This window comes from Corynebacterium camporealensis (assembly GCF_000980815.1).
Classification (GTDB): domain Bacteria; phylum Actinomycetota; class Actinomycetes; order Mycobacteriales; family Mycobacteriaceae; genus Corynebacterium; species Corynebacterium camporealense.
The window spans coordinates 1,588,133-1,609,305 of the sequence record NZ_CP011311.1 but is presented as its reverse complement, the minus strand read 5'-3'; the positions used below and the strand labels follow the sequence as shown (position 1 = coordinate 1,609,305).

The following is a 21,173-nucleotide window of genomic DNA, read 5'->3' as shown; positions in this document are numbered from 1 at the left end:
GGTGACACCTAGTCCCGGTTAGGGGAAAGACCAGCCAGAATAAGGTCCACGCCTGCCACCAACTGCGATTGGGATTGCGCAGCTAATCGATCTGCCTTCTCCGTGCCTGAAGACTCAACCGATGCCGCAGATTCAGCCGCCAACATCTGCACCTGGGACTGCTCCAACAGCGTTGCGCCTAAGACAATGTGCACAATCGCCTCTGCCGCAGCACGAAGCTGCGCAGCCGAAGCTTCAGGGACTTGGTGGGCACAGGTGGCATCGACAAGCTCAATCAGCTCAGCACGCACCTCAGAATCAGGCTGCGACAAACCAGCACTGACCACCTCAGCACCATCACGCCAACGCAACAACTCCGTGCGCAGGGACAGCGCCAACCCCACAGCGTCGGAGGATGGTGCATCTTCCGACGTGAGGATGGGGGAGAGGATCTCCTCGGCTAGCGCTGCGATGAGGTCTTGTTTGTTGGATACGTGCCAGTACAGCGCGCCGGGTGCTGCGTTAAGAGAGGTGGCGACTCGGCGCATGGTGACATCGCCCAGGCCGTACTGGTTAAGCAGCTTCAGGGCAGCAGTGACGATGGCGGGGCGATTTAAGTGCACGGGTGTCCATCTTAGTCGTGCGCGCGGCCAGGTGGTGCGCTGTGCGAACAGTGGGTGGGGAAGAAGAAAACATGGAGTGAATGCGACACGAACGCGCGGCGAACAAAACCCCAACGCAACACGAATAACGAGGAGCGATAGGGTTCACAGGCATTTTTGAGGTGTATTACATGGTTTGCTGAATCTGTGCCTGTTAGCATGACGAAGTCCTAGAAGTAATGGTGGCTTAGTGTGCTGTGCATTTTCAGGCGCGACATGCAAGCTGCTGACGTGTCCCTAAACGTCACTACTACGTCTTTCGAATACTCCCAGGAGGAGTCCTTGTCCCTCAACACCCCTGTTAAGAAGTCGATTATCGCTATGGCCATGGTGCTGCCGCTGTCGCTGGCTGCTTGTGGCAATGACGATGAAGAGGCTGAGAACAACCAGACCACCTCCTCCTCGGCTGAGTCCTCCTCTTCTTCGGCTACCTCGAGCTCGAAGGAATCCAGCTCCAGCAAGCCGGCTGAAGAAGATGAGAACGATGATGAGGGCAACGACCAGGAGCCTGAGCCACAGGGTGATGAGGCTGCTGCTGGCGCCGGTGCCGGTGCTGCCGGTGGCGCCGCTGGTGCTGACGCAATGGCACAGGCCCAGAACCCGCTGGGTGAAGGCGCTCAGCCACAGCCACCAGTTGAGGGCGGCCACGCTGCCAGCCCAGAGGATGCCGCAGCTATCGATGGCCTGGTCAATGGCATTTACGATTCCACCAACTTCCGCCAGTTCGTGACCTACATTCCGGACAACACCTGCCAGAAGGTTCTGCAGGAGCAGGGCAGTGAGCTCAACGCAGCTGACTTCAACCAGATCCCAGAAATCCCCATGGCTGAGGTTGCTGGCCCGGAGTGGAACACCGTCGGTGTGCAGTCCATCGATGACCTGCAGGTCAACGGCGATCAGGCTTCCGCAGTGGTCAACGTCGAAACCGGTGAAGGCATCGACTCGTCCATGATGCGCTTCCAGCGTGAGAACGGAAAGTGGACCTTCTGCGCCGCATAAGTTAAGCCTTGCCCACGATTTTTAAACGCGTACCCCGCACCGTTGGATTCGGTGCGGGGCTACTCGCGTTGGTACTCATTGTCTATTCCCTCGCCGGTGCCTTGTGGGGCTTCTGGCGCCCAGAACTGCACGGCACACAGGTTGAAGAAGGCGGCTACTCCATCGACAATGTCGCCGACGTGCAGTTCTCCTCGTATATAACCTTCGCCCTGATTACCGGCGTCCTCTCCCTCATCCTGGGACTAGGCGTCTACAGCCGCGCCAACCACTACCGCGGTCTTCGAACCCTGCTCTGGATTGGCGTGTGTGCTCTCGCCGGTGCCTTCGCCTTCTACATCGCAGGCGGCATCACCGCCACCGGCCTGCCTAACGAAGCAGCAGAAAACATCTCCTTCGTCCCACCCTTTAACCCCGGCGTTACCTGGGCAGTAGGGCCTTTCATCGCCATGTTCGCCTACTGGTCCGCAATCTTTGTAGGCGGCGAAGAACAGTACGCGGAATCGGAGCATTCCGCGTACGTGGGTAAGGACTCCGCGGTATCTGCTGATGCAGATACCGCTAAGCGAGATTAAGGCCACCAGACGGGGGAGGTGCCTAGGGTTTCTAGGGCGATGTCGTCGATGCCGTGCAGGATCGTCTTCATGCCTAAGCCCAGGGCGACGCGGAGTTGGGTATCGCTTAAGCCGGCGACGGCGTTGACGGGGTAGTCGATTTTGACTTGGACTTCGTCCTCATCGGGGGAGCAGTAGGCGGTACCGGCGTGGTGGGTGCGGTTCCAGTCGTTGCAGATAAGGAACACGCGGGTGAAATCCTGCGGTGGCAGTTCGGGTTGCCAGTGGCCTTTGATGTTGAGGGTGGGGCCATTTTCGACGTAGAAGGAAAAGAACACGTCGTTGACCCAGGCATAGATGGGGCCTTCGTCCGACAGGTGGAGTTTTTCAATGCCGATGCTCGGCAGGAACTCCGCGATGCGTTCCGGGGTGAGTTCTTCTTCGTGGGTGTCGATATCCCAGTTTGGTTTGGTTGCGGTGAGCGTTTCGGGAAACTTTAATGCGAGTTGTTCGAGAAAAGTATCGGCATTGGTGACTGAGGACAGCAGGGCGCCGGAGAGCTGGGCATCGGAAAGCTCAGGTTGCAGCGGTACGGTGGTGCGCCCGCACACGGTGACCTCATCGGGGCTGGAGTAATCCAGGATGGCCGTGGGGCTTAGGCAGTTGAAGTTCCAGTCATTGACAAAGTCATTGAGCGCAGGGAGATCGGAAAAGCCCAGTACGCCGCGGTGGATGGTATAAAAGCGCAGGAAATGTGGGTTTTCTGGGTCCAAGAAAGCGCGGGTTTCACCGGCGGGGAAGTGCGGGAGAATCAGCTGCCCGTTGCCGCCGTCGATGTATTCGATGCGGTGGTGATCGGCAGCCAAACGCATGCGGGTCAGCACGTTGGAGGAAGGCTCCGGGGCAAAGGGATCTGAGGAGTCAGTCATGTCGCTCACCCTTCCTGTGCTGCTTTCGGCATCGCCCCACCGTGGGCGCTAGAGCGGAGACTGTCGATAGCGTAAGTGGTGGGGTTGTGTCACATGCGGTACTTAGCGTTGCGATTGATTTTATAGTGCAGACCCGCTTGCCCGCTGGAAAACGAAAAGCGGTATATTAGTCCTGTTATAGAAAACCCTGGTGGGGTACACCGCCGCGAGTAATTGTCGATACAGACTGAGGGGGCAGAAATGCTGCAAAGGATCGATCTGCGAGGCAAGGAGCTGAGTGCGTCGCATCTGCGTAGGGTGCTACCGCGCGGTGGCGATGATGTGACTTCGGTGCTGCCCCAGGTCACCCCGATTGTGGATGCCGTTCGCGAGGGCGGTGCTTCCGCGGCGCTGGATTATGGCGAGCGTTTCGATGGTGTGCGCCCTAAGGCCGTGCGCGTGCCGGCAGGCGAGCTTGCCGATGCCGCTAAGAATCTTGATGCCGATGTGCGTGCAGCCATGGAAGAAGCCATCGTGCGCGTGCGCAAGGTGCATGCAGAACAGAAGCCTTCCGCGCACACGACGACCCTGGCAGAAGGTGCGACGGTCACCGAGCGTTTCCACCCGATTGAGCGCGTGGGCCTGTACGTCCCAGGTGGCCAGGCGGTTTACCCGTCGTCGGTGATTATGAATGTCGTGCCGGCGCAGGAAGCTGGTGCCGAGTCGTTGATTGTGGCCACCCCGCCACAAAAGGAGTTCGGCGGCTTGCCGCACCCGACGATTCTGGCGGCTTGCTATCTGTTGGGCGTCGATGAAATCTGGGCTGTCGGTGGCGGCCAGGCAGTGGCGCTGATGGCTTATGGCGACGACGAGGCTGACCTCGAGCCAGTCGACATCATTACCGGCCCGGGCAATGTGTATGTGGCTGCGGCCAAGAACGTCGTGCGTGGCGTGGTGGGCATTGACGCCGTGGCTGGCCCGACCGAGATTGCCGTCGTGGCCGATGACACTGCTGATGCCGTGCTGGTTGCCTACGACCTGATTTCCCAGGCAGAGCACGATCCGATGGCAGCGTCCGTGCTGATTACGGACTCGGAAGAGATGGCTGCAGCGGTCGATGCAGAAATCGAGAAGCGCTACCAGGTCACCGCGAATGCCGAGCGCGCCGAGGAGGCCCTGCGTGGTCAGCAGTCGGGCATCGTGCTTGTCGATGACCTCGATGCCGCCATCCGTGTCGCCGATGCGTATGCAGCAGAGCACCTCGAAGTCCATACCCGCGATGCCCGTGCGGTCGCAGAGCGCGTCAAGCACGCCGGTGCGATCTTCGTCGGCGATTACTCGCCGGTGCCGTTGGGCGATTACGCTGCTGGTTCCAACCACGTGCTGCCGACTGCGGGTACCGCACGTTACTCGGCAGGGCTGTCCACCCACACCTTCCTGCGCCCGGTGAACATCATCGAATACAACGAGGCAGCCCTGCGCGATATTGCCGCACACGTGATTGCCTTTGCTGATGCTGAACAGCTACCCGCTCACGGTGAAGCCATCCGTGCTCGTTTCGAGGAGGACCTCAATGACTAGTCTCAACGACCTGCCACTGCGCGATGAACTGCGCGGCAAGAGCGCGTATGGTGCACCGCAGCTGAAGGTGACCTACCAGCTCAACACCAATGAGAACCCTTATGCGCCCAGCGATGAGCTGATTTCTGAGCTTGTTCGCGAAGTAGAAGAGACCGCCAAGACTCTCAACCGCTACCCGGACCGCGACGCAGTCGAGCTGCGCACCGCGCTGGCTGAGTACATCACCAAGCAGACCGGTGTTGAGGTCAGCGTGGATCAGCTCTGGGCTGCTAACGGCTCCAACGAGGTCCTCCAGCAGCTGCTGCAGGCTTTCGCCGGTCCGGGGCGTAGCGCCTTGGGCTTTAACCCGTCTTACTCGATGCACCCGATTTTGTCCTCGGGCACCCAGACGGAGTTCATCGACTGCCCGCGCGGTGCGGACTTCCGCATTGATATGGATGCGGCGTTGCAGGCAATCGATAAGCACCAGCCCGCCGTTGTCTTTGTCACCACCCCGAATAACCCGACCGGTGATGTAACGCCACTAGAAGACATCGAAAAGCTCCTGCAGGCAGCACCGGGCATCGTGATTGTCGATGAAGCCTATGCGGAATTCTCTGATTTGCCGTCGGCGACGACTTTGCTGTCGAAGTACCCGACCAAGCTGGTGGTCTCCCGCACAATGTCGAAGGCCTTCGACTTTGCCGGCGGACGTCTGGGCTACTTCGTTGCTGACCCGGCCTTTGTGGAAGCTGTCATGCTGGTGCGCTTGCCGTACCACCTGCCGGCACTGTCGCAGGCAGCAGCCCTGGTGGCACTGCGCCACAGCGAGACCACTCTGGCAACCGTGGCTATCTTGTCGAAGGAACGCGATCGCGTCAGCGCCAGGCTGGAAGAGCTGGGTTACTCGGTCGTACCAAGTGAGTCGAACTTCTTGTTCTTCGGTGACTTTGCTGACCAGCACGCCGTGTGGCAGGCCTTCTTGGACCGCGACATTCTCATCCGCGATGTCGGAGTCGACGGTCACCTGCGTGTGACCATCGGCAAGCCGGAAGAAAACGATGCCTTCCTGCGCGCTGCTGAGGAACTGGCCGCAACCGGTATTCGTGCCTAAGCTATCTGTACTTTCATTTATTTCTCTGCCGAATAGGACTGTGTAATCCATGAGCTCCCGCATCGGTCGCGCAGAACGCGTTACCTCTGAGTCTTCCATCGTTGTGGAAATCAACCTGGATGGAACTGGTAAGTCGAATATTGCGACTGGCCTGCCTTTCTTCGACCACATGCTCACCGCTTTCGCCACCCATGGCTGCGTTGACTTGGACGTCCAAGCCAACGGCGACATTGAGGTCGATGCCCACCACACCGTCGAAGACACTGCCATCGTGCTGGGCCGTGCCATCCTGGACGCGGTAGGGGACAAGAAGGGTATTACCCGCTTTGGCTCCCAGCTGCTGCCGATGGATGAAACCCTCGTTGAGGCCGTTGTTGATATTTCTGGCCGCGCCTACTTTGTCATGAATGGCGAGCCAGAAAACATGGACTGGCAGATCATCGGCGGTCACTACGCCACCGTGATCAACCGCCACTTCTTTGAAACCCTGGCCACCCACGCGCAGGTCACCCTGCATGTCAATGTCCGTTACGGCCGCGACCCGCACCACATCACCGAGGCGGAGTACAAGGCCGTGGCACGTGCGCTGCGTGCGGCAGTGTCTGCTGATCCGCGCGTAACTGGCATTCCGTCGACTAAGGGCGCATTGTAAAACTTATGAACATTGCAGTTTTGATGTTGTTTCTCGTCGCTGGCCTGCTGGTCGGCGGGGCATGGTCGGCGTATCAAAATGGGTCTAAATTCATGACCGTGGCCGCGGGGGTGTTGGCAGCCATCACCACCGCAGCAGCGATCGCGTGGATGTTAGGGATGGTTAATTCGTGAGCAAGAAGGCTGAAAGCATGTGGGCCATTCCGGGCTACCGGCCGACGATGGTGGCTATCGCCGCAGCCTTCGGCGCCTGGTCCATCCTGCTTCCTGTTATTCCGCTAGCCGTTATCGACAGCGGCGGTTCGGCAACCCTGGCCGGTGCCACCACCGGTATCTTCATGGCCGCCACCGTGGTCACCCAGATCTTTTCCCCATGGCTACTACGCATGTGGGGCTACCGCCGCGTCATGGCACTAGCTGCGATGACCCTGGGCGTGCCCGCGTTTGGTCACCTGTTGGGCACTGACGCCTGGGTCGCGCTGACCTTCTCCGCACTACGTGGCGTGGGCTTTGGCGCACTGACCGTGGCCCAATCTGCCCTGATTGCAGAACTGGTCCCGCCGCGTTTCCTCGGCAAGGCCACCGGCATGATTGGTGTGTTTACCGGCGTTGGTCAGATGCTCTTCTTGCCGCTCGGCTTGGCGATGGCGGAGACCATCGGCTTTGCCTCTATCTACATTACCGCCGGCATCATTGGCTTTATTGGCTTTGCGATGTGCCTGCGCATCCCAAAGATCAAGGTCAACCTGGAAGCCAGCGAAGATGAAGCCAACGTCATCCGCGTGCCCACCTGGAAACTCGTCGCCGTACCGGCCCTGGCACTGACGACCTTTTCCATGAGCTACGGCGCGGTGTCGTCCTTCCTGCCGCCCGCCGTGCGTGAGCTCGATGCCGAAACTGGCGCCATCCTGGCCGGCATCATGTTGTCCATCGTCGGTGGTGCGGCGATGATCTTCCGCTACTTTGCCGGCATGGTCGCTGACCGCACCGGCCGCCCGGGTGGCTTGTACATCCCGGGCCAAATCCTCGGCATCGTTGGTGTCGCGCTCATCGCTTTGGCCCTGCACCAGCAGTGGTCGGTGTGGTGGATCGTCGTCGGCGCCTTCGCCTTTGGTGGTGCCTTCGGTATCGCCCAAAACGAAGCTTTGCTGTCGATGTTCGACCGCCTGCCGCGCGAGCGCGTCTCGGAAGCCTCGGCCATCTGGAACATTTTCTACGATTCCGGAACTGGTTTGGGATCCACCCTGCTCGGCGCCATGGTGGCAGGCTATGGTTATGCTGGTGCCTTCGGCGCGGGCGCAGCCGTGTTGCTGGCCGGTCTGGTCATGACCGTGGCCGACTTCTTGTTGGGCCGTACCCGCGTGAGCGAGACCAACGATATTCGAACCCGACTGCGTCGAATGAGGAGAATTTAGCTTTCCATGACTCAACCCAAGCACGTGGCGCTGTTGGATTACGGCGCTGGCAATATTCGTTCCGCCCAGCGCTGCCTCGAGCGCGTCGGTGCTGATGTCACCGTCACCGCTGACCCCAAGATTGCTGTGGAAGCCGATGGTCTCCTGGTCCCGGGTGTGGGCGCATTCGCTGCCTGCATGGAAGGCCTGCAGGAGATTCAGGGCCCGCGCATTATTGGCCAGCGCCTTGCTGGCGGTCGTCCGGTGATGGGCATTTGCGTCGGCATGCAAGTGCTTTTCGATGCCGGCGTCGAGCACGGCATCCACGCCACCGGCTGCGGGGAGTGGCCGGGCACCGTCGAAAAGCTGCACTCCGATGTCCTGCCGCACATGGGCTGGAACACCGTCGAGATCGACGACGAGCGCGGCTCCCAGATGTTCGCCGGCCTGAGCCCAGAAGAGCGTTTCTACTTCGTGCACTCCTACGGCGTGCGCACCTGGGAGTTAGAAACTGAAATCACCACACCACCTCTGGTCGCCTGGTCGGAGCACGGCGGCGACCGTTTCGTGGCCGCTGTGGAAAATGGCGCGCTGTGGGCTACCCAGTTCCACCCGGAGAAGTCCGGTGATGCCGGTGCGCAGCTGATGGAAAATTGGATGAAGACCCTCTAGGGATCGTCGCAGGTAGGTAGGATAAACCCCATGACTTTTACTTTGTTGCCCGCAGTCGACGTCGTTAATGGCCAGGCAGTACGCCTGGATAAAGGAGAAGCCGGAACGGAAAAGTCCTACGGCGAGCCTTTGGAAGCCGCACTGAAGTGGCAAGAACAAGGCGCAGAGTGGCTGCACTTCGTCGACCTCGATGCCGCCTTTAACCGCGGCAGCAACCACGAGCTGATGGCCGATATTACTGCCAAGCTCGACATTCAGGTCGAACTCACCGGCGGCATCCGCGACGATGAGTCCCTCGAGCGCGCCCTCGGTACCGGTGCCCGCCGCGTCAACATTGGTACTGCAGCCTTAGAAAACCCGGAGTGGATCGAGAAGGTATTGGAAAGCCACGGCGATTCCATCGCTGTGGACCTTGCGGTTCGTCTGGAAGATGGCCAGTGGCGCACCAAGGGCAACGGCTGGGTCTCCGATGGCGGTGACCTCTGGGAGGTCCTCGAACGCCTCGATGCTGCCGGCTGCACCCGTTTCGTGGTCACTGACGTGTCCAAGGACGGCACCCTGGAAGGGCCAAACGTAGAACTGCTGCGCGAAGTCGCCATGGCTACCGACGCGAAGGTCACCGCCTCGGGCGGTATCTCCACGCTGGACGATGTCCGCGAACTCGCTCGCTATCAAAACCAGGGAATCGATTCGGCTATCATTGGCAAAGCTTTGTACGAAGGCCGTTTCACCTTAGAAGAAGCCTTTGCGGCTGTGGCTGAGGTAGAACCCCTGCCCGCCGAAGAGCCCATCGATTAATCATCGATAGCTACACCAACCGGAAACTTAAAGGAGCTCGTGCCCAATGACGCAACCGCTCGAATTGCTGGCCTTTGCTGAGGCCGCCGTCGACCAGGTCGAGCCCGTCTTCAAGGCCGGCATTGGTGCTGAGCCGGTACGCGTAAAAGGAGCTGGCGACTTCGCCACTGAAGTCGACCTGCAGATTGAGGCCACCCTGCGCAGCACGCTCACGCAAATGACCGGCATTCCGGTCTACGGCGAAGAATCCGGCGGCGATTTGGGCGAAACCACCTGGGTTGTCGACCCGGTCGATGGCACCGCGAATTACTCCGCCGGCAATCCTCTTTGTGGCGTGCTCATCGCATTAGTCCACCACGGCGAGCCCATCGTCGCTGTCGCCGACTTCCCGCTGCTGGGCCGTCGCCTGGCGTGCGCGGAAGGTACCGAACTGCGTTCTGTCGGCGGAGCGGCTACCGGCTTTGGCGGTGGCATGAGCTCCTTTGGATTCGACGAAGCCCGCGGCCATGTCGGCTGCTCTTCGCACCTAGCCACCGGAATTTTCAACGAGCTGCGCGAAACCGGCCTGCGCCCGCGCATGACCGGCTCGGTTGGCTTAGATAACGCCTTCGTCGCCCAAGGCGTCTTCGACGGCGCGGTGAATTTCTCCCCGCACCCGTGGGACAACGCCGCAGGTGCTTTGCTCATTCGCGCCACCGGTGGCGTGGTCACCGACCCGCACGGTAACGACTGGACCGTCGAATCCAAAGGCATGGTCGCAGGTACCACCCAAGTCCATGCGACCATCGTGGAAGCCATCCGCCACCACGAGGCGAGTGCTTAAAAGGCACTGAACGCACACAATTCAACTCACTCGCACAGATACTTAAGACGCAGGAGATTACCTGCGTGAAGGAGATAAGCCATGGCTGTAGCCGTCCGCGTGATTCCTTGCTTGGACGTTGACAACGGTCGCGTCGTCAAAGGCGTGAACTTTGAAAACCTCCGCGATGCCGGCGACCCGGTGGAGCTGGCCGCACGCTACGACCAGCTCGGCGCCGACGAGCTGACCTTCCTGGATGTCTCCGCCTCCACACAGGGCCGCAGCACCATGCTGGAGGTCGTGCGCCGCACTGCAGACCAGGTCTTTATTCCCCTGACCGTGGGCGGGGGAGTGCGCAGCGTCGACGACGTACGCCAGCTCCTGCGTGCTGGTGCCGACAAGGTTTCCGTCAACACCGCAGCGATTGCCAATCCGCAGCTGCTGCGCGAGCTTGCCGATGTCTTCGGCTCCCAGTGCATCGTCTTATCCGTCGACGCCCGCCGTGCCGAAGGTGATCATTGCCCTTCCGGCTACGAGGTGACCACCCATGGTGGTACTCGTTCCGCAGGCATCGATGCCATCGAGTGGGCCCGTACCGGTGCCGAGCTAGGCGTCGGTGAGATTCTGCTCAACTCCATGGACGGCGACGGCACCCGCGCCGGCTTTGATGTGGAGATGACCCGCGCTGTCCGCGAAGCAGTCAAACTACCGCTGATTGCATCGGGTGGCGCCGGTGCCGCCGAGCACTTCCCACCCGCCGTGGAAGCAGGCGCTGATGCGGTCTTGGCCGCATCCATTTTCCACTTCGGCGATGTGGAAATTTCAGCAGTCAAGGAAGAACTAGCCCAAGCAGGATACGAGGTGCGACAGTGAGCCAGCAGGAGACGAACCCGGCAGACTTTGAGTTGGACGGGGACATCGCAAAGCAGCTCAAACGCAACGATGCAGGATTAGTACCGGCCATTGCCCAATCCGAGCGCGGCGAAGTGCTCATGATGGCCTGGATGGATGACCACGCCCTGGCACACACCCTGGCTACCCGAAAGGCCACGTATTACTCGCGTTCGCGCAAGGAATACTGGATTAAGGGACTGACCTCTGGCCATACCCAATACGTGCGTTCAGTACGATTGGATTGCGATGGCGATACCATTTTGCTGACCGTCGAGCAGCAAGGCGGTGCTTGCCATACTGGCGATCGCACCTGCTTTGATGCCAACCTATTGCTGGGAGAGGAGTAATTGATGGGCAGAAAAATTGGTCCTTTGCTCTTTGCAGTAGCTGCACTGCTGGCGTGGTTTGCCACGCGGATGAGCTGGGTAAGCGTTGTTGCCAACGACGATAAGTCCGGCATGACCGAAGTTGAGATCACCGGCAGCATGTGGGCACTAGAGCTCACCGCCGTTGCTCTGCTCTTCCTGGCGGGTGCTGTTGCTGGTCTGGCACTGCGTAAGACTGGTCGCCGCATTGTGGGCGTCGTGTGTGCGGTGGCTGCTGCTGCCGCTGCCTGGCGTCCACTGACCCTGATTACTGGTGGCGCAGACCCGATGCGTGCCCAGGAGCTGCTGCAGGGCGCACAGGCGAATGAGAATGCCGTGGATTCTGCCAGCATCGCGCAGTGGGCCGTGGTCAATACTGCCGATGCCAACGTGGCTGGCCCGCTGGTGGCCATCCTGGCGAGCGCCCTGGTCATCTTCGGCGGTGTGCTGCTGGTGATGCGTCCTGGTGAGGATAAGAAGAAGCAGGCGTCGCGCTACGAAACCCCAGCGGCACGTCAAGAAAAGCTCTCTGAAGATTTGGAGACCACCCCGGATTCTGGCCGCGTGATGTGGGAGGCTCTCGATGCAGATATCGACCCCACCGACTTGCCGGAAGATGACACCTCCGGCCCTAAGGCACGGCCTGCGTCCGAGTCCTAAATCGCGCTTTATCGCCCTGGTTAACTGACCCCAAGAGGGGGCCGATACCAGGGCGATTACCTTTTGTTCGCGTATTCGCGCTAGCCTAAGTGTGATATTTATCGCAGCGCGGGAGGTGATGATGTCTACTCCGATTTCCGTGGATCACTTAGTGGCCAGCGTGGTCGCTCGGGTCGCTGCGCGCGAGGAAAAGGTGTCTTTTCAAGATGTCAAAGCCCGCTCCCGCGACATGGAACCACCCCGGGATGCGTGCAAGGCACTGTTGAGTCCCGGCTGCTCCGTCATCCCTGAACTTAAGCGCGCGGTGCCGTATCACGGCGAATTAGGGCAATGGAAGTCCTCGGAAGAACTCGCTCGCCTGGCAGTCAGCCTCGAAGAAGTCGGCGTGCAGCTGATGGCCTGCCAGACCAACCCCGCGCGCTTTGATTCTTCGCTCGAGGACATGCAGGTCATCCGCGAGGCCATCTCGGTGCCGATGATGTGCCGCGACATCATCGTCGACCCGTATCAAATTCACGAGGCTCGCTGCTACGGTGCCGACGCCGTCCCACTCCAGGTGCAACTGCTGGAACAAGCCCGCCTGGAAGCACTGTTGGACCGCATTGAATCGCTTGGCATGACTGCCGTATTGGAAGTCCGCTCGTGTGGGGAAGTAGACCGCGTCCTCAAAGCCGGCGGCAGCGTCGTCGCCATTAATGCCTGGTCTATTGACTCCGATGAGATGGACCGCCACGCCTTTGCGGAAATCTCTCCTGGCCTGCCGGAATCCGTGCTGCGCATTGCGGCCGGTGGCATTTATTCCCCGCGCAATCTCCTCAGCCTCGCCTCGCATGGCGCCGATGCCGTGCTGGTTGGCGAATCCGTCATGGGCGCCACCGACCCCAGCGCCCTGGCACGCTCCCTGGTCGCCGCCGGCCAGCACCCCGCCTGCCCATCCCGCAAGGACTGTTAAGTTTCGACTTTCCGCGGGCTAAGTTTCCACGCCCAAAGCCAATAAGGCACACTGTGTAACGTGGACACTCAGATTCTCGCGAATATTCCGTCTCCGCCGCAGGGCGTATGGCACCTCGGCCCGATCCCCATTCGCGCCTATGCGCTGTGCATCATCGCCGGCATCCTAGTCGCGATGTGGATGACCCACCGCCGCTACGTGGCCCGCGGTGGCGACCCCGATACGGTCTGGGATGCTGCCATCGTCATCATCCCCGCCGGCATCATCGGCGGCCGTCTTTACCACGTGGCTACCGATTACGATAAGTACTTCTGTGCCGACTGCAATCCCGTCGATGCCTTAAAGATCACCAATGGTGGCCTCGGCATTTGGGGCGCAGTCGCCTTAGGCACCTTCGCCATCTGGGTGATGTTCAAAATCAAAAAGATCCCGATGGCACCGTTTGCCGATGCCGTCGCACCAGGCCTTGTCCTCGCCCAAGCCATTGGGCGTTTGGGAAATTGGTTCAACCAGGAGCTCTACGGCCGCGAAACTGATGTGCCGTGGGCACTGGATATCTACTACCGCGTCAACGACGCCGGCCAGTACGCACCCGTGTCCGGCCAGTCCACCGGTGAAGTCGTAGCCTCTGTCCACCCGACCTTCCTGTATGAGCTCATCTGGAACGTCCTGGTCTGCCTGTTCCTGCTCTGGGCACAAAAGGCATGGAAGCTCGGCCACGGCCGCGTCTTCGCCCTGTACGTTGCCGGCTACACCTTAGGCCGCTTCTTCATCGAGAACATGCGCGCCGACGAAGCCACCATGGTCTTCGGCATGCGCATCAACGCGATCGTATCCATCGTGCTGTTCATCATCGCCCTCATCATCTTCTTCCGCCTCCCACGCGGCCAAGAAACCCCCGAGGAAGTAGACCCCAAGTACCAAAGGGAAGTTTCCCAAGAGGAGACTTCCGTAGGAGACGGAGAAACTTCCGAAAAGGCAATGAAGACTTCCGGAAAGAACTCCGCACAACGCGAGACGGGTTCGACGGCTACGGCGACGAAGAAACCTAATGGTCCCAACGAGCGTGGGGGACAGGTCTAGTACTGCTCCCACTGAATATCCAGAAATCCGCCCGGTTGCTTTTGAAAAGTGGCCGGGTGTGTTCTGTTTTGTTGGGATAACAATAGGGTGATCTGTGTTTCCTTTTGCCTGGCTTCAGTAGCAGGTGGGAGGAAACGGGGGTAGTTTGGGAGACGTTAGACGAAACGACGCTGATATTAGGGTTAGGTAATGCTGGATAGAAGAACCAAGATCGTCTGTACGCTCGGCCCCGCTGTGGCTGATGCGGACTCCATCTTGCGCCTGGTGCAAGATGGTATGAATGTTGCTCGCTTGAACATGTCGCACGGTGAGCACTCCGATCACGAGCAGAACTACCGCTGGGTCCGCGAAGCAACCGACAAGACCGGTAACGCCGTGGGCGTGCTGGCTGACCTGCAGGGCCCAAAGATTCGCCTGGGTCGCTTCATCAACACCGAAGAGCAGTGGGACGAAGGCGAAGTCGTACGCATCACCGTCGATGACGTCGACGGCACCCACGACCGCGTATCCACCACCTACAAGGGCTTGGCACGCGATGCGAAGCCAGGCGACCGCCTGCTTATCGATGACGGCAAAGTCGCCGTGGTCTGCGAAGAAGTCGACGGCAACGACGTGGTCTGCCGCGTGACTGAGGGTGGCCCGGTCTCCAACAACAAGGGTGTCTCCCTGCCAGGCATGGACATCTCCGTGCCGGCGCTGTCTGAGAAGGACATCGATGACCTGCGCTTCGCACTGCGCCTCGGCGTGGACTTCATTGCGCTGTCCTTTGTGCGCTCGCCTGCCGATGTCGACTTGGTCCACGCCATCATGGACGAAGAAGGCCGTCGCATCCCGGTGATTGCCAAGCTGGAAAAGCCAGAAGCTGTCGACGCCCTCGAATCCATCGTTTTGGCTTTCGACGCCATCATGATTGCCCGCGGCGACCTCGGCGTCGAGGTTCCACTCGAGCAGGTTCCGCTGTTCCAGAAGCGCGCCATCCAGATCGCACGCGAGAACGCCAAGCCGGTCATCGTCGCCACCCAGATGCTGGATTCGATGATTTCCAACCTGCGTCCTACCCGTGCGGAAGCTTCCGACGTCGCCAACGCCGTCCTCGATGGTGCCGACGCCGTCATGCTCTCTGGTGAGACCTCCGTTGGTATCGACCCGCACAACGTTGTGCGCACCATGTCGCGCATCGTGCAAAACGCCGAGTCCGAAGGCCACTTCCCACCGCTGTCGCATGTTCCGCGCACCAAGCGTGGCGTGATTTCTTACTCCGCTCGCGATATCGCCGAGCGCCTCAACGCCAAGGCCATCGTGGCGTTTACGACCTCCGGTGATACCGCTCGCCGCGTGGCCCGTTTGCACTCCGGCCTGCCACTGCTGGTGTTTACTCCGGTTCAGGCGGTTCGCTCCCAGCTCGCACTGACCTGGGGCGCCCAGACCTTCCTCAGCACGGATGTGGATACCACCGACGAGATGATGCGCGCACTCGACGAAGCCCTGCTGGAAATGGACGACTACAACGAAGGCGACCTCATGGTCGTCGTTGCTGGTACCCCTCCGGGAATCTCCGGCAACACCAACATGATTCAGTGCCACATGCTGGGCGAGAATCATCACGCAAACCGTTAGACGTAGCTGCTTATAAAGCATCTACAACAGCACAAACGAAAGCGGCGGTGCCACCTCCTTGTGAAGGTGACACCGCCGTCGCGTTGTTTTGCAACGCAACCTTGAACTAAGGATTTAGTCCTCTACTGGGCGAGCCGGGGTTGGCTCGAGCTTCCAAACCTCGTTGGCGTAATCCTCGATGGTGCGATCCGAGGAGAAGCGACCGGAGTAGCAAATGTTCAGCCAGGCCATGCGGTCCCAGCCTTCTGGGTCATTGACGTAGTCATCGGCCATGCGGTCGCGGGTCTCGCGGTAATCAGCGAAGTCGCCCAGCACGTAGTAGGTATCCTGTGCGTGCTCGCCGTAGCCGTCGAGCAGGGAGGAACGAAGGTCGCCGAACATGCCGTTGTTTTCTGCGCCCAAGGTTCCATCGGTGAGCGCATCCAGCACGCGGGACAAGCCCGGCACCTGGTTGTAGAGCTCACCTGGGTTGTAGCCCTTGCGCAGCTTAGGTAGCTCTTCGTTGCGAGCGCCGAAGATGTAGGCGTTTTCCTCACCGACGGCTTCGACGATTTCGACGTTGGCGCCGTCCATGGTGCCCAGCGTCAGTGCGCCGTTCATCATGAACTTCATGTTCGAAGTACCCGAGGCCTCCTTGCCGGCTACAGAAATCTGCTCGGAGACATCGGCAGCCGGGATGATGTGCTCAGCAGGGGAGACGTTGTAGTTCTCCACGAAGACCACGCGCAGGATGTCCTTGGTATCCGGGTCGTTGTTGACCAGGTCGCCAATGGTGTTGATCAGCTTGATGATCGCCTTCGCGCGCACGTAACCCGGGGCGGCCTTCGCTCCGAAGATGAAGGTGCGCTTCGGCACGGACTCGCCATCTTCCTTGATGCGGAAGTACAGGTCCAGGATGTAGAGGCCATTGAGCAGCTGACGCTTGTACTCGTGCAGGCGCTTGATCTGAACATCGAAGATGGAATCCGGATCGACTTCAGCACCCTGGTGGTCGTTAATCCACTCAGCGAAAGCCTGCTTGTTGGCGGTCTTGACCTCGCGCAGTTGCTTGCGGATGTCAGCATCATCGGCAAGCGGTGCCAGCTTGGCCAAGTCAGTTAAGTTGGTAACCCAAGAATCCGAGCCCAAAGCCTCAGTCAGCAGATCAGCCAGGCGCGAGTTGCACATCTTCAGCCAACGACGCGGGGTCACACCGTTGGTCTTGTTGTTGAACTTCTCCGGCCACAGGTCGTACCAATCACGCAGGGTATCGGCCTTGATGATTTCGGTGTGCAGGGCAGCGACACCATTAACCGAGTAGGCGGCGTAGCAGGCAATCCAGGCCATGTGGACCTTGCCGTTGGATACCGGTGCCATGTAGTCGATGCGCGCAGAATCCAGACCGCGGCCAATCATGTCTTCGCGGAAGCGGCGATCGATTTCCTCGATAAGCTCCCAGATGCGCCAGAAGAGCTTCTGGATAATGGAAATTTCCCAGCTCTCCAGGGCCTCAGCCAGCACGGTGTGGTTGGTATACGCGAAGGTCTCGGTGACGATCTTCCAGGCTTCATCCCAGCCCATGCCGTGCTCGTCGAGAAGAATGCGCAGCAGCTCCGGAATAGCGAGTACCGGGTGGGTGTCGTTGAGCTGGATGCAGTTGTACTTGGCAAAATCGCTCAAGTCCTCGCCGTGGTGGGCGATGTAGTTATCCACCATGTTCTGCAGCGAGGCAGAAACGAAGAAGTACTGCTGGCGAACGCGCAGGACCTTGCCTTCATAGGTGGTGTCGTTCGGGTAGAGCACGCGGCAGATATCCATGACGCGCTCGCGGTCGACAATCGCCTCGGTAAAGCGCTGGGAGTTAAATGCATCGTAGTCGAACTCATCGATCGGCTCGGACTTCCACAGGCGCAGCGTGCCGACGTTGTCGGTGCCGTAGCCAGTAATCGGCATGTCATAAGGAATGGCACGCACGTCCATGTCGTCGAAGTGGACGATGCGCTGCTCAGAAGCACGGCGAATGACGAAGTCGTAGCCGTTTTCCATCCATGCATCCGGTGCTTCGTGCTGGTAGCCATTGTCGAAGCTCTGGCGGAATAGACCGTAGCGGTAGAGCAGGCCGTAGCCGGTCACCGGGTAATCCTGGGTGACAGCCGAATCCAGGAAGCAAGCTGCCAGACGGCCCAGACCACCATTGCCCAAAGCGGCGTCGTGTTCGGCTTCGAGGATGTCGCTGAGCTCGCGACCGCTGGCCTTCGCAGCAACCTGTGCGTCGTCGACGAGGTCTAAGTTGGTGAGGTTATTCAGCAGCGCGCGACCCTGCAGGAACTCTGCAGAGAAGTAATGCTGCTGGCGGCCAGCAGCGTAGGTGCGCCGGGTTGCTTCCCAATTATCGGCAATCTGCTCCATCACGGCAGCCGACAGGCCCGACCAGTACTTGCGGTCGGTGGCTTTCTGCGGGGATACACCGCTAGCTGCGCGCACATGCGAAGGGATAGCCGCTTGGAAAGCGGAGTGCTGGGGTTGGCTCACGTAATTTCACCCAATCTTGGCGGAACCGGCACCACGGTGGTGCCGGTTGAAGGGAACAACAAACGTTGACCAGCCTAATGGGATTTACCCCGGATCGCAGATGCCAAGCCGTATCGATGCCTCGTTGCTCACGCGCTTTAGTTGTTGCCCAGGAAGGTCAGCACACCTGCTGCGGCAGCCAGGGTCGAGGCACGCACCGTCGGTGCGTAGTCGGGCAGGAAATTCGACTGGTGATTGACCGGCGGGTTGTCCATCAACTCCTTCGGCGTACAGCCGATGTGCCAGAAGAAATAGGGCACGCCCCAAGCCTGTGGGAGATAGCAGAAGTCCTCCGAAGCAGTGGACCTATCGGCATCGACAGAGTCTTCACCAAAGGTGGCATCGAAGACCTCGCGCACCGGGGTATAGGTGGCCACGTCGTTGTCGGTGACTTCGCCGTGGGCGTAGTACTCGAAACTGGGCTCTTCCGGGCTACCAGACGCCACACACTCGGCACGCACCATGCGCTCTAAGGATTCATAGACGCGCTCGGCCAGCGCCGGATCGTAGTAGCGGGTATTGAGCACCAACTCCGCACTATCGGGGATGATGTTGTTCTTATCGCCGGAATGCAGCTCACCGACAGAGATAACGAAGAACTGGTGCGGGGCGACCTCCCGGCCCACGATTGCCTGCAAGCGGGTGACAATCATCGCGGCAATGTAGGTCGGATCAATCGCGTTATGCGGCATTGACGCATGCGCTGAACGACCCGCCACGCGGATACGCAGGGAATCACAACCAGCCATAATCGCGCCGGACTTGGACATCACATGCCCAGCGGGACCAGCAACAACGTGCTGGCCTAAACACACGTCCGGACGCGGGACGCGGTCCAGCAGGTCATCGGCAAGCATGTATTTAGCACCCAGTGAGGATTCCTCAGCAGGCTGAAACAGTGCCATAAAGGTACCGGTCCAGCTGTCGCGGTGGGCATCGATAAGCGCACAGGCACCCAGCGCTGCCGTGGTGTGCATGTCATGGCCGCAGGCGTGCATGCAGCCATTGGTCGAGGCATAGTCCACCCCGGTCTGCTCCTTAACGGGCAGGCCATCAAAATCCGCGCGGAATAACGTGGTCGGGCCTTCGCCGTTGCGGAAAATGGCCACCATCCCGTGCCCGCCGATGTTGTCGACGAGCTCGCAATCAAACTTTGCCAGCTGCCCTTTAATCTTGGCCGCGGTGCGATCTTCTTCGTGGGACAGCTCCGGGTGCTGATGCAGATCACGGTAAAAATCCTGCTGCCAATCCAGGTTCACACCATGGTTGGCCAGCAGCTTTGCGATGTGTGTGGGATGTCCCATAGCTGTCCTCCTAGGAGTATGGGTAGGGTAGCCTTATGCCAATTATCCAATTCGATGTCTTGGTCCCAGATGCCCAGGCCCGCCGCGTGGCGGAAATCTTTGAAACCGCAACCGGCAAGCTTGTAGACAATGGTTCTTTGACTTCTGCAGAGGTTACCCAAGTCGAAAACGCCGCTTTCGCACAGGGCCTGGAAGACCAACTGCGCCAGACCTACCGCGACGAACACGAAGAGCGCGATCTGGAAGACGCCAACGTGCGTCGCTACCACATCAAAGTCGACGGTGTTAAGGGCTCCGTCAACCAGCTGGCAATGGTCTTAGCCCGCCTGCTGACCCCACACGCGGGCCTGCCGAAGGACCACGTTCTCCTCGAAGATGAGCGCGCCCACGAGCGCCCCGCCATCTTCCCGTGGTCGTTGCACATCATCCCGTAACAGCGGAACGAGTCCGCTGTTACGGGAAGTGGAAGCTATTTTAGAGCTTCCGCGAGCTTCTTTCCGGCCTCGCGTAGCTGCTCGGGCAGTGGGCCTTCGCCGCTGAGTTCGGCTGCGTGGGTGCCTTCGGGGGCGGGCTCGTCGATGCGCCCGGCGACGATACCCAGTGGGACGTTTGCCTCGGCGCAGAGTTCTGCGATCGTGCCGACGGCTTTGCCGGTTAAGGACTGCTCGTCGAAGGCGCCTTCGCCGGTGATGACGAGGTCGGCGTCGGGGATTTTCTGGCTTAGGCCAATTTGTTCGGCAACGAACTTGCCGCCAGGCACGATGCGGAAGTGGGACTCGTCGCCCCACAGGGACATCGAGAGCCAGCGCAGCGCGATGGGAATGCCGCCGGCGGCACCGAAGTAAGGCTGCTCGGGGTCTTGTTCGGTGACCTTGGCCAGCTGCAATAGCGCGCCGGCAAGAAGCGCAATCTGTTCACCTTCCGCGCCTTTTTGGGGTGCGTACATCGTGGCGGCCTGGACGACGGTGGCGCGGGTATCGGCCACCAGGGTGTAGTCCAGCAGCGCGGCTTTGATGTTCAGCTGCGCGGTATCGATGGTGTCGAGTTGGACCAGCGGTGCGCCACCTTTGGGCAGGGCGTAGCCGCGCTCGTCGTGAACTGCGGCACCCAGCGCACTGAGGATGCCCACGCCGCCATCGACAGTTGCGGAACCGCCTAAGCCCAGCACGATGTGGGTGGCACCGCGGGCTTCCGCATCAGCAATCAGCACGCCGGTGCCATAGGTATCGGCATGCAGCGGGTCGAGGCTGTCAGCGACCGCCGGTAGGCCGGATGCCGCGGCGACATCGATGTAGGCGGTGTGGTTGGTGGTGTCGAAAGCATAGGAAGCCTCGGTGAGCCTGCCGATGGCGTCAGTCGTCGGCAGCGTAATCCGTTCTACCTTCGCACCGCGCAGGGCAGCAGCACTGGCAAGGACGTCAGCGGTTTCTTCACCGCCATCGGCCATGGGGGCGGATAGCACGGTGGCATCGGGAAGTACTTCGCGCACTCCGCTGGCGATGGCAGCAGCAGCCGTTTGGGCACTAGCGGTGCCTTTGAACGAGTCCGGGGCAACAATAACGAGCATGGGGATGAGTATATCGGCAGTGCTTTTTGCGAAGGACACGTTAACAGCTTTGGAAACTGTCATGTAACAGAAATTAACGAAGCTATCGGTG

22 protein-coding genes are annotated in these 21,173 nt (G+C 60.1%); 17 read left to right on the top strand and 5 right to left on the bottom strand.

Features of this window, described 5'->3' with window-relative positions; all coding sequences use genetic code 11:
- Positions 1–8: 8 nt before the first annotated feature.
- Positions 9–602, bottom strand: coding sequence for a TetR family transcriptional regulator (locus tag UL81_RS07535; RefSeq protein ID WP_035105167.1), 594 nt, complete (start codon positions 600–602; stop codon positions 9–11).
- 255 nt (positions 603–857) lie between these two features.
- Between UL81_RS07535 and UL81_RS07530 the strand changes: the two genes are divergently transcribed.
- Complete coding sequence (locus UL81_RS07530; protein ID WP_144407169.1) at positions 858–1,640, top strand: hypothetical protein; 783 nt, start codon at positions 858–860, stop codon at positions 1,638–1,640.
- An 8-nt stretch (positions 1,641–1,648) separates the two neighbouring features.
- On the top strand, positions 1,649–2,212 hold the full coding sequence (locus UL81_RS07525) for a hypothetical protein (protein ID WP_179944086.1): 564 nt from the start codon (positions 1,649–1,651) through the stop codon (positions 2,210–2,212).
- Here the strand turns inward: UL81_RS07525 and UL81_RS07520 are convergent.
- Positions 2,209–3,120: a YbjN domain-containing protein gene (locus UL81_RS07520; protein WP_035105165.1), complete on the bottom strand. Its 912-nt coding sequence runs from the start codon at positions 3,118–3,120 to the stop codon at positions 2,209–2,211. The genes UL81_RS07525 and UL81_RS07520 overlap by 4 nt on opposite strands.
- A 240-nt stretch (positions 3,121–3,360) precedes the next feature.
- On the opposite strand from UL81_RS07520, the gene hisD reads away from it, so the two are divergent.
- From hisD to pyk, 14 genes are all read left to right on the top strand, one after another.
- Entirely contained in the window at positions 3,361–4,680 is a 1,320-nt protein-coding gene (gene hisD / locus UL81_RS07515) for a histidinol dehydrogenase (RefSeq protein WP_046453445.1), read from the top strand.
- On the top strand, positions 4,673–5,773 hold the full coding sequence (locus tag UL81_RS07510; protein WP_046453444.1) for a histidinol-phosphate transaminase: 1,101 nt from the start codon (positions 4,673–4,675) through the stop codon (positions 5,771–5,773). The genes hisD and UL81_RS07510 overlap by 8 nt, the downstream gene beginning before the upstream one ends.
- Before the next feature lie 49 nt (positions 5,774–5,822).
- Complete coding sequence (gene hisB / locus UL81_RS07505; RefSeq protein ID WP_035105163.1) at positions 5,823–6,425, top strand: imidazoleglycerol-phosphate dehydratase HisB; 603 nt, start codon at positions 5,823–5,825, stop codon at positions 6,423–6,425.
- Between the two features lie 5 nt (positions 6,426–6,430).
- The gene (locus tag UL81_RS11955; protein ID WP_035105160.1) at positions 6,431–6,598 is read left to right on the top strand and encodes a hypothetical protein; all 168 of its coding nucleotides are present in this window, start codon (positions 6,431–6,433) and stop codon (positions 6,596–6,598) included.
- 47 nt (positions 6,599–6,645) lie between these two features.
- The gene (locus UL81_RS07495; RefSeq protein WP_179944127.1) at positions 6,646–7,839 is read left to right on the top strand and encodes an MFS transporter; all 1,194 of its coding nucleotides are present in this window, start codon (positions 6,646–6,648) and stop codon (positions 7,837–7,839) included.
- A gap of 6 nt (positions 7,840–7,845) precedes the next feature.
- Positions 7,846–8,490: an imidazole glycerol phosphate synthase subunit HisH gene (gene hisH / locus UL81_RS07490; protein ID WP_046453443.1), complete on the top strand. Its 645-nt coding sequence runs from the start codon at positions 7,846–7,848 to the stop codon at positions 8,488–8,490.
- Positions 8,491–8,520: 30 nt separating this feature from the next.
- Positions 8,521–9,288 (top strand): bifunctional 1-(5-phosphoribosyl)-5-((5-phosphoribosylamino)methylideneamino)imidazole-4-carboxamide isomerase/phosphoribosylanthranilate isomerase PriA, encoded by a 768-nt coding sequence (gene priA, locus UL81_RS07485; RefSeq protein ID WP_035105156.1) that lies wholly within the window; start codon positions 8,521–8,523, stop codon positions 9,286–9,288.
- 46 nt (positions 9,289–9,334) lie between these two features.
- Positions 9,335–10,111, top strand: coding sequence for an inositol monophosphatase family protein (locus UL81_RS07480; protein WP_035105152.1), 777 nt, complete (start codon positions 9,335–9,337; stop codon positions 10,109–10,111).
- An 81-nt stretch (positions 10,112–10,192) separates the two neighbouring features.
- Entirely contained in the window at positions 10,193–10,963 is a 771-nt protein-coding gene (hisF, locus tag UL81_RS07475) for an imidazole glycerol phosphate synthase subunit HisF (protein WP_035105150.1), read from the top strand.
- Positions 10,960–11,331 (top strand): phosphoribosyl-AMP cyclohydrolase, encoded by a 372-nt coding sequence (hisI, locus tag UL81_RS07470; RefSeq protein ID WP_169746058.1) that lies wholly within the window; start codon positions 10,960–10,962, stop codon positions 11,329–11,331. Before hisF ends, hisI begins: the two co-directional genes overlap by 4 nt.
- Positions 11,332–11,334: 3 nt before the next feature.
- Complete coding sequence (locus UL81_RS07465; RefSeq protein WP_046453442.1) at positions 11,335–12,009, top strand: TIGR02234 family membrane protein; 675 nt, start codon at positions 11,335–11,337, stop codon at positions 12,007–12,009.
- Between the two features lie 121 nt (positions 12,010–12,130).
- Entirely contained in the window at positions 12,131–12,961 is an 831-nt protein-coding gene (locus UL81_RS07460) for an indole-3-glycerol phosphate synthase TrpC (RefSeq protein ID WP_035105144.1), read from the top strand.
- Between the two features lie 60 nt (positions 12,962–13,021).
- Positions 13,022–14,044, top strand: a complete 1,023-nt coding sequence (lgt, locus tag UL81_RS07455) for a prolipoprotein diacylglyceryl transferase (protein ID WP_046453441.1) — start codon at positions 13,022–13,024, stop codon at positions 14,042–14,044.
- Between the two features lie 192 nt (positions 14,045–14,236).
- Positions 14,237–15,661 carry a pyruvate kinase gene (pyk, locus tag UL81_RS07450; protein WP_179944126.1) on the top strand — a complete coding sequence of 475 codons (1,425 nt, stop codon included), beginning with the start codon at positions 14,237–14,239 and terminating at the stop codon, positions 15,659–15,661.
- Between the two features lie 114 nt (positions 15,662–15,775).
- Here pyk and UL81_RS07445 read toward each other — a convergent pair whose 3' ends face one another.
- Positions 15,776–18,172, bottom strand: a complete 2,397-nt coding sequence (locus UL81_RS07445; RefSeq protein WP_035105139.1) for a glycogen/starch/alpha-glucan phosphorylase — start codon at positions 18,170–18,172, stop codon at positions 15,776–15,778.
- Positions 18,173–18,309: 137 nt separating this feature from the next.
- The gene (locus UL81_RS07440) at positions 18,310–19,515 is read right to left on the bottom strand and encodes an amidohydrolase (RefSeq protein WP_035105136.1); all 1,206 of its coding nucleotides are present in this window, start codon (positions 19,513–19,515) and stop codon (positions 18,310–18,312) included.
- Positions 19,516–19,550: 35 nt separating this feature from the next.
- Between UL81_RS07440 and UL81_RS07435 the strand changes: the two genes are divergently transcribed.
- Positions 19,551–19,949, top strand: a complete 399-nt coding sequence (locus UL81_RS07435) for a hypothetical protein (protein ID WP_035105133.1) — start codon at positions 19,551–19,553, stop codon at positions 19,947–19,949.
- Between the two features lie 35 nt (positions 19,950–19,984).
- Here UL81_RS07435 and UL81_RS07430 read toward each other — a convergent pair whose 3' ends face one another.
- Positions 19,985–21,082 (bottom strand): glycerate kinase, encoded by a 1,098-nt coding sequence (locus UL81_RS07430; RefSeq protein ID WP_035105130.1) that lies wholly within the window; start codon positions 21,080–21,082, stop codon positions 19,985–19,987.
- Positions 21,083–21,173: the final 91 nt, after the last annotated feature.

What these genes read in the sequence shown, in the direction of transcription:
- UL81_RS07530 (WP_144407169.1), top strand. Translation starts at nt 858, where the DNA reads ATGCAAGCTGCTGACGTGTCCCTAAACGTCACTACTACGTCTTTCGAA.
- UL81_RS07520 (WP_035105165.1), bottom strand. Translation starts at nt 3,120, where the DNA reads ATGACTGACTCCTCAGATCCCTTTGCCCCGGAGCCTTCCTCCAACGTG.
- hisD (WP_046453445.1), top strand. Translation starts at nt 3,361, where the DNA reads ATGCTGCAAAGGATCGATCTGCGAGGCAAGGAGCTGAGTGCGTCGCAT.
- UL81_RS07510 (WP_046453444.1), top strand. Translation starts at nt 4,673, where the DNA reads ATGACTAGTCTCAACGACCTGCCACTGCGCGATGAACTGCGCGGCAAG.
- hisB (WP_035105163.1), top strand. Translation starts at nt 5,823, where the DNA reads ATGAGCTCCCGCATCGGTCGCGCAGAACGCGTTACCTCTGAGTCTTCC.
- UL81_RS11955 (WP_035105160.1), top strand. Translation starts at nt 6,431, where the DNA reads ATGAACATTGCAGTTTTGATGTTGTTTCTCGTCGCTGGCCTGCTGGTC.
- UL81_RS07495 (WP_179944127.1), top strand. Translation starts at nt 6,646, where the DNA reads ATGGTGGCTATCGCCGCAGCCTTCGGCGCCTGGTCCATCCTGCTTCCT.
- hisH (WP_046453443.1), top strand. Translation starts at nt 7,846, where the DNA reads ATGACTCAACCCAAGCACGTGGCGCTGTTGGATTACGGCGCTGGCAAT.
- priA (WP_035105156.1), top strand. Translation starts at nt 8,521, where the DNA reads ATGACTTTTACTTTGTTGCCCGCAGTCGACGTCGTTAATGGCCAGGCA.
- UL81_RS07480 (WP_035105152.1), top strand. Translation starts at nt 9,335, where the DNA reads ATGACGCAACCGCTCGAATTGCTGGCCTTTGCTGAGGCCGCCGTCGAC.
- hisF (WP_035105150.1), top strand. Translation starts at nt 10,193, where the DNA reads ATGGCTGTAGCCGTCCGCGTGATTCCTTGCTTGGACGTTGACAACGGT.
- UL81_RS07465 (WP_046453442.1), top strand. Translation starts at nt 11,335, where the DNA reads ATGGGCAGAAAAATTGGTCCTTTGCTCTTTGCAGTAGCTGCACTGCTG.
- UL81_RS07460 (WP_035105144.1), top strand. Translation starts at nt 12,131, where the DNA reads ATGTCTACTCCGATTTCCGTGGATCACTTAGTGGCCAGCGTGGTCGCT.
- UL81_RS07440 (WP_035105136.1), bottom strand. Translation starts at nt 19,515, where the DNA reads ATGGGACATCCCACACACATCGCAAAGCTGCTGGCCAACCATGGTGTG.
- UL81_RS07435 (WP_035105133.1), top strand. Translation starts at nt 19,551, where the DNA reads ATGCCAATTATCCAATTCGATGTCTTGGTCCCAGATGCCCAGGCCCGC.
- UL81_RS07430 (WP_035105130.1), bottom strand. Translation starts at nt 21,082, where the DNA reads ATGCTCGTTATTGTTGCCCCGGACTCGTTCAAAGGCACCGCTAGTGCC.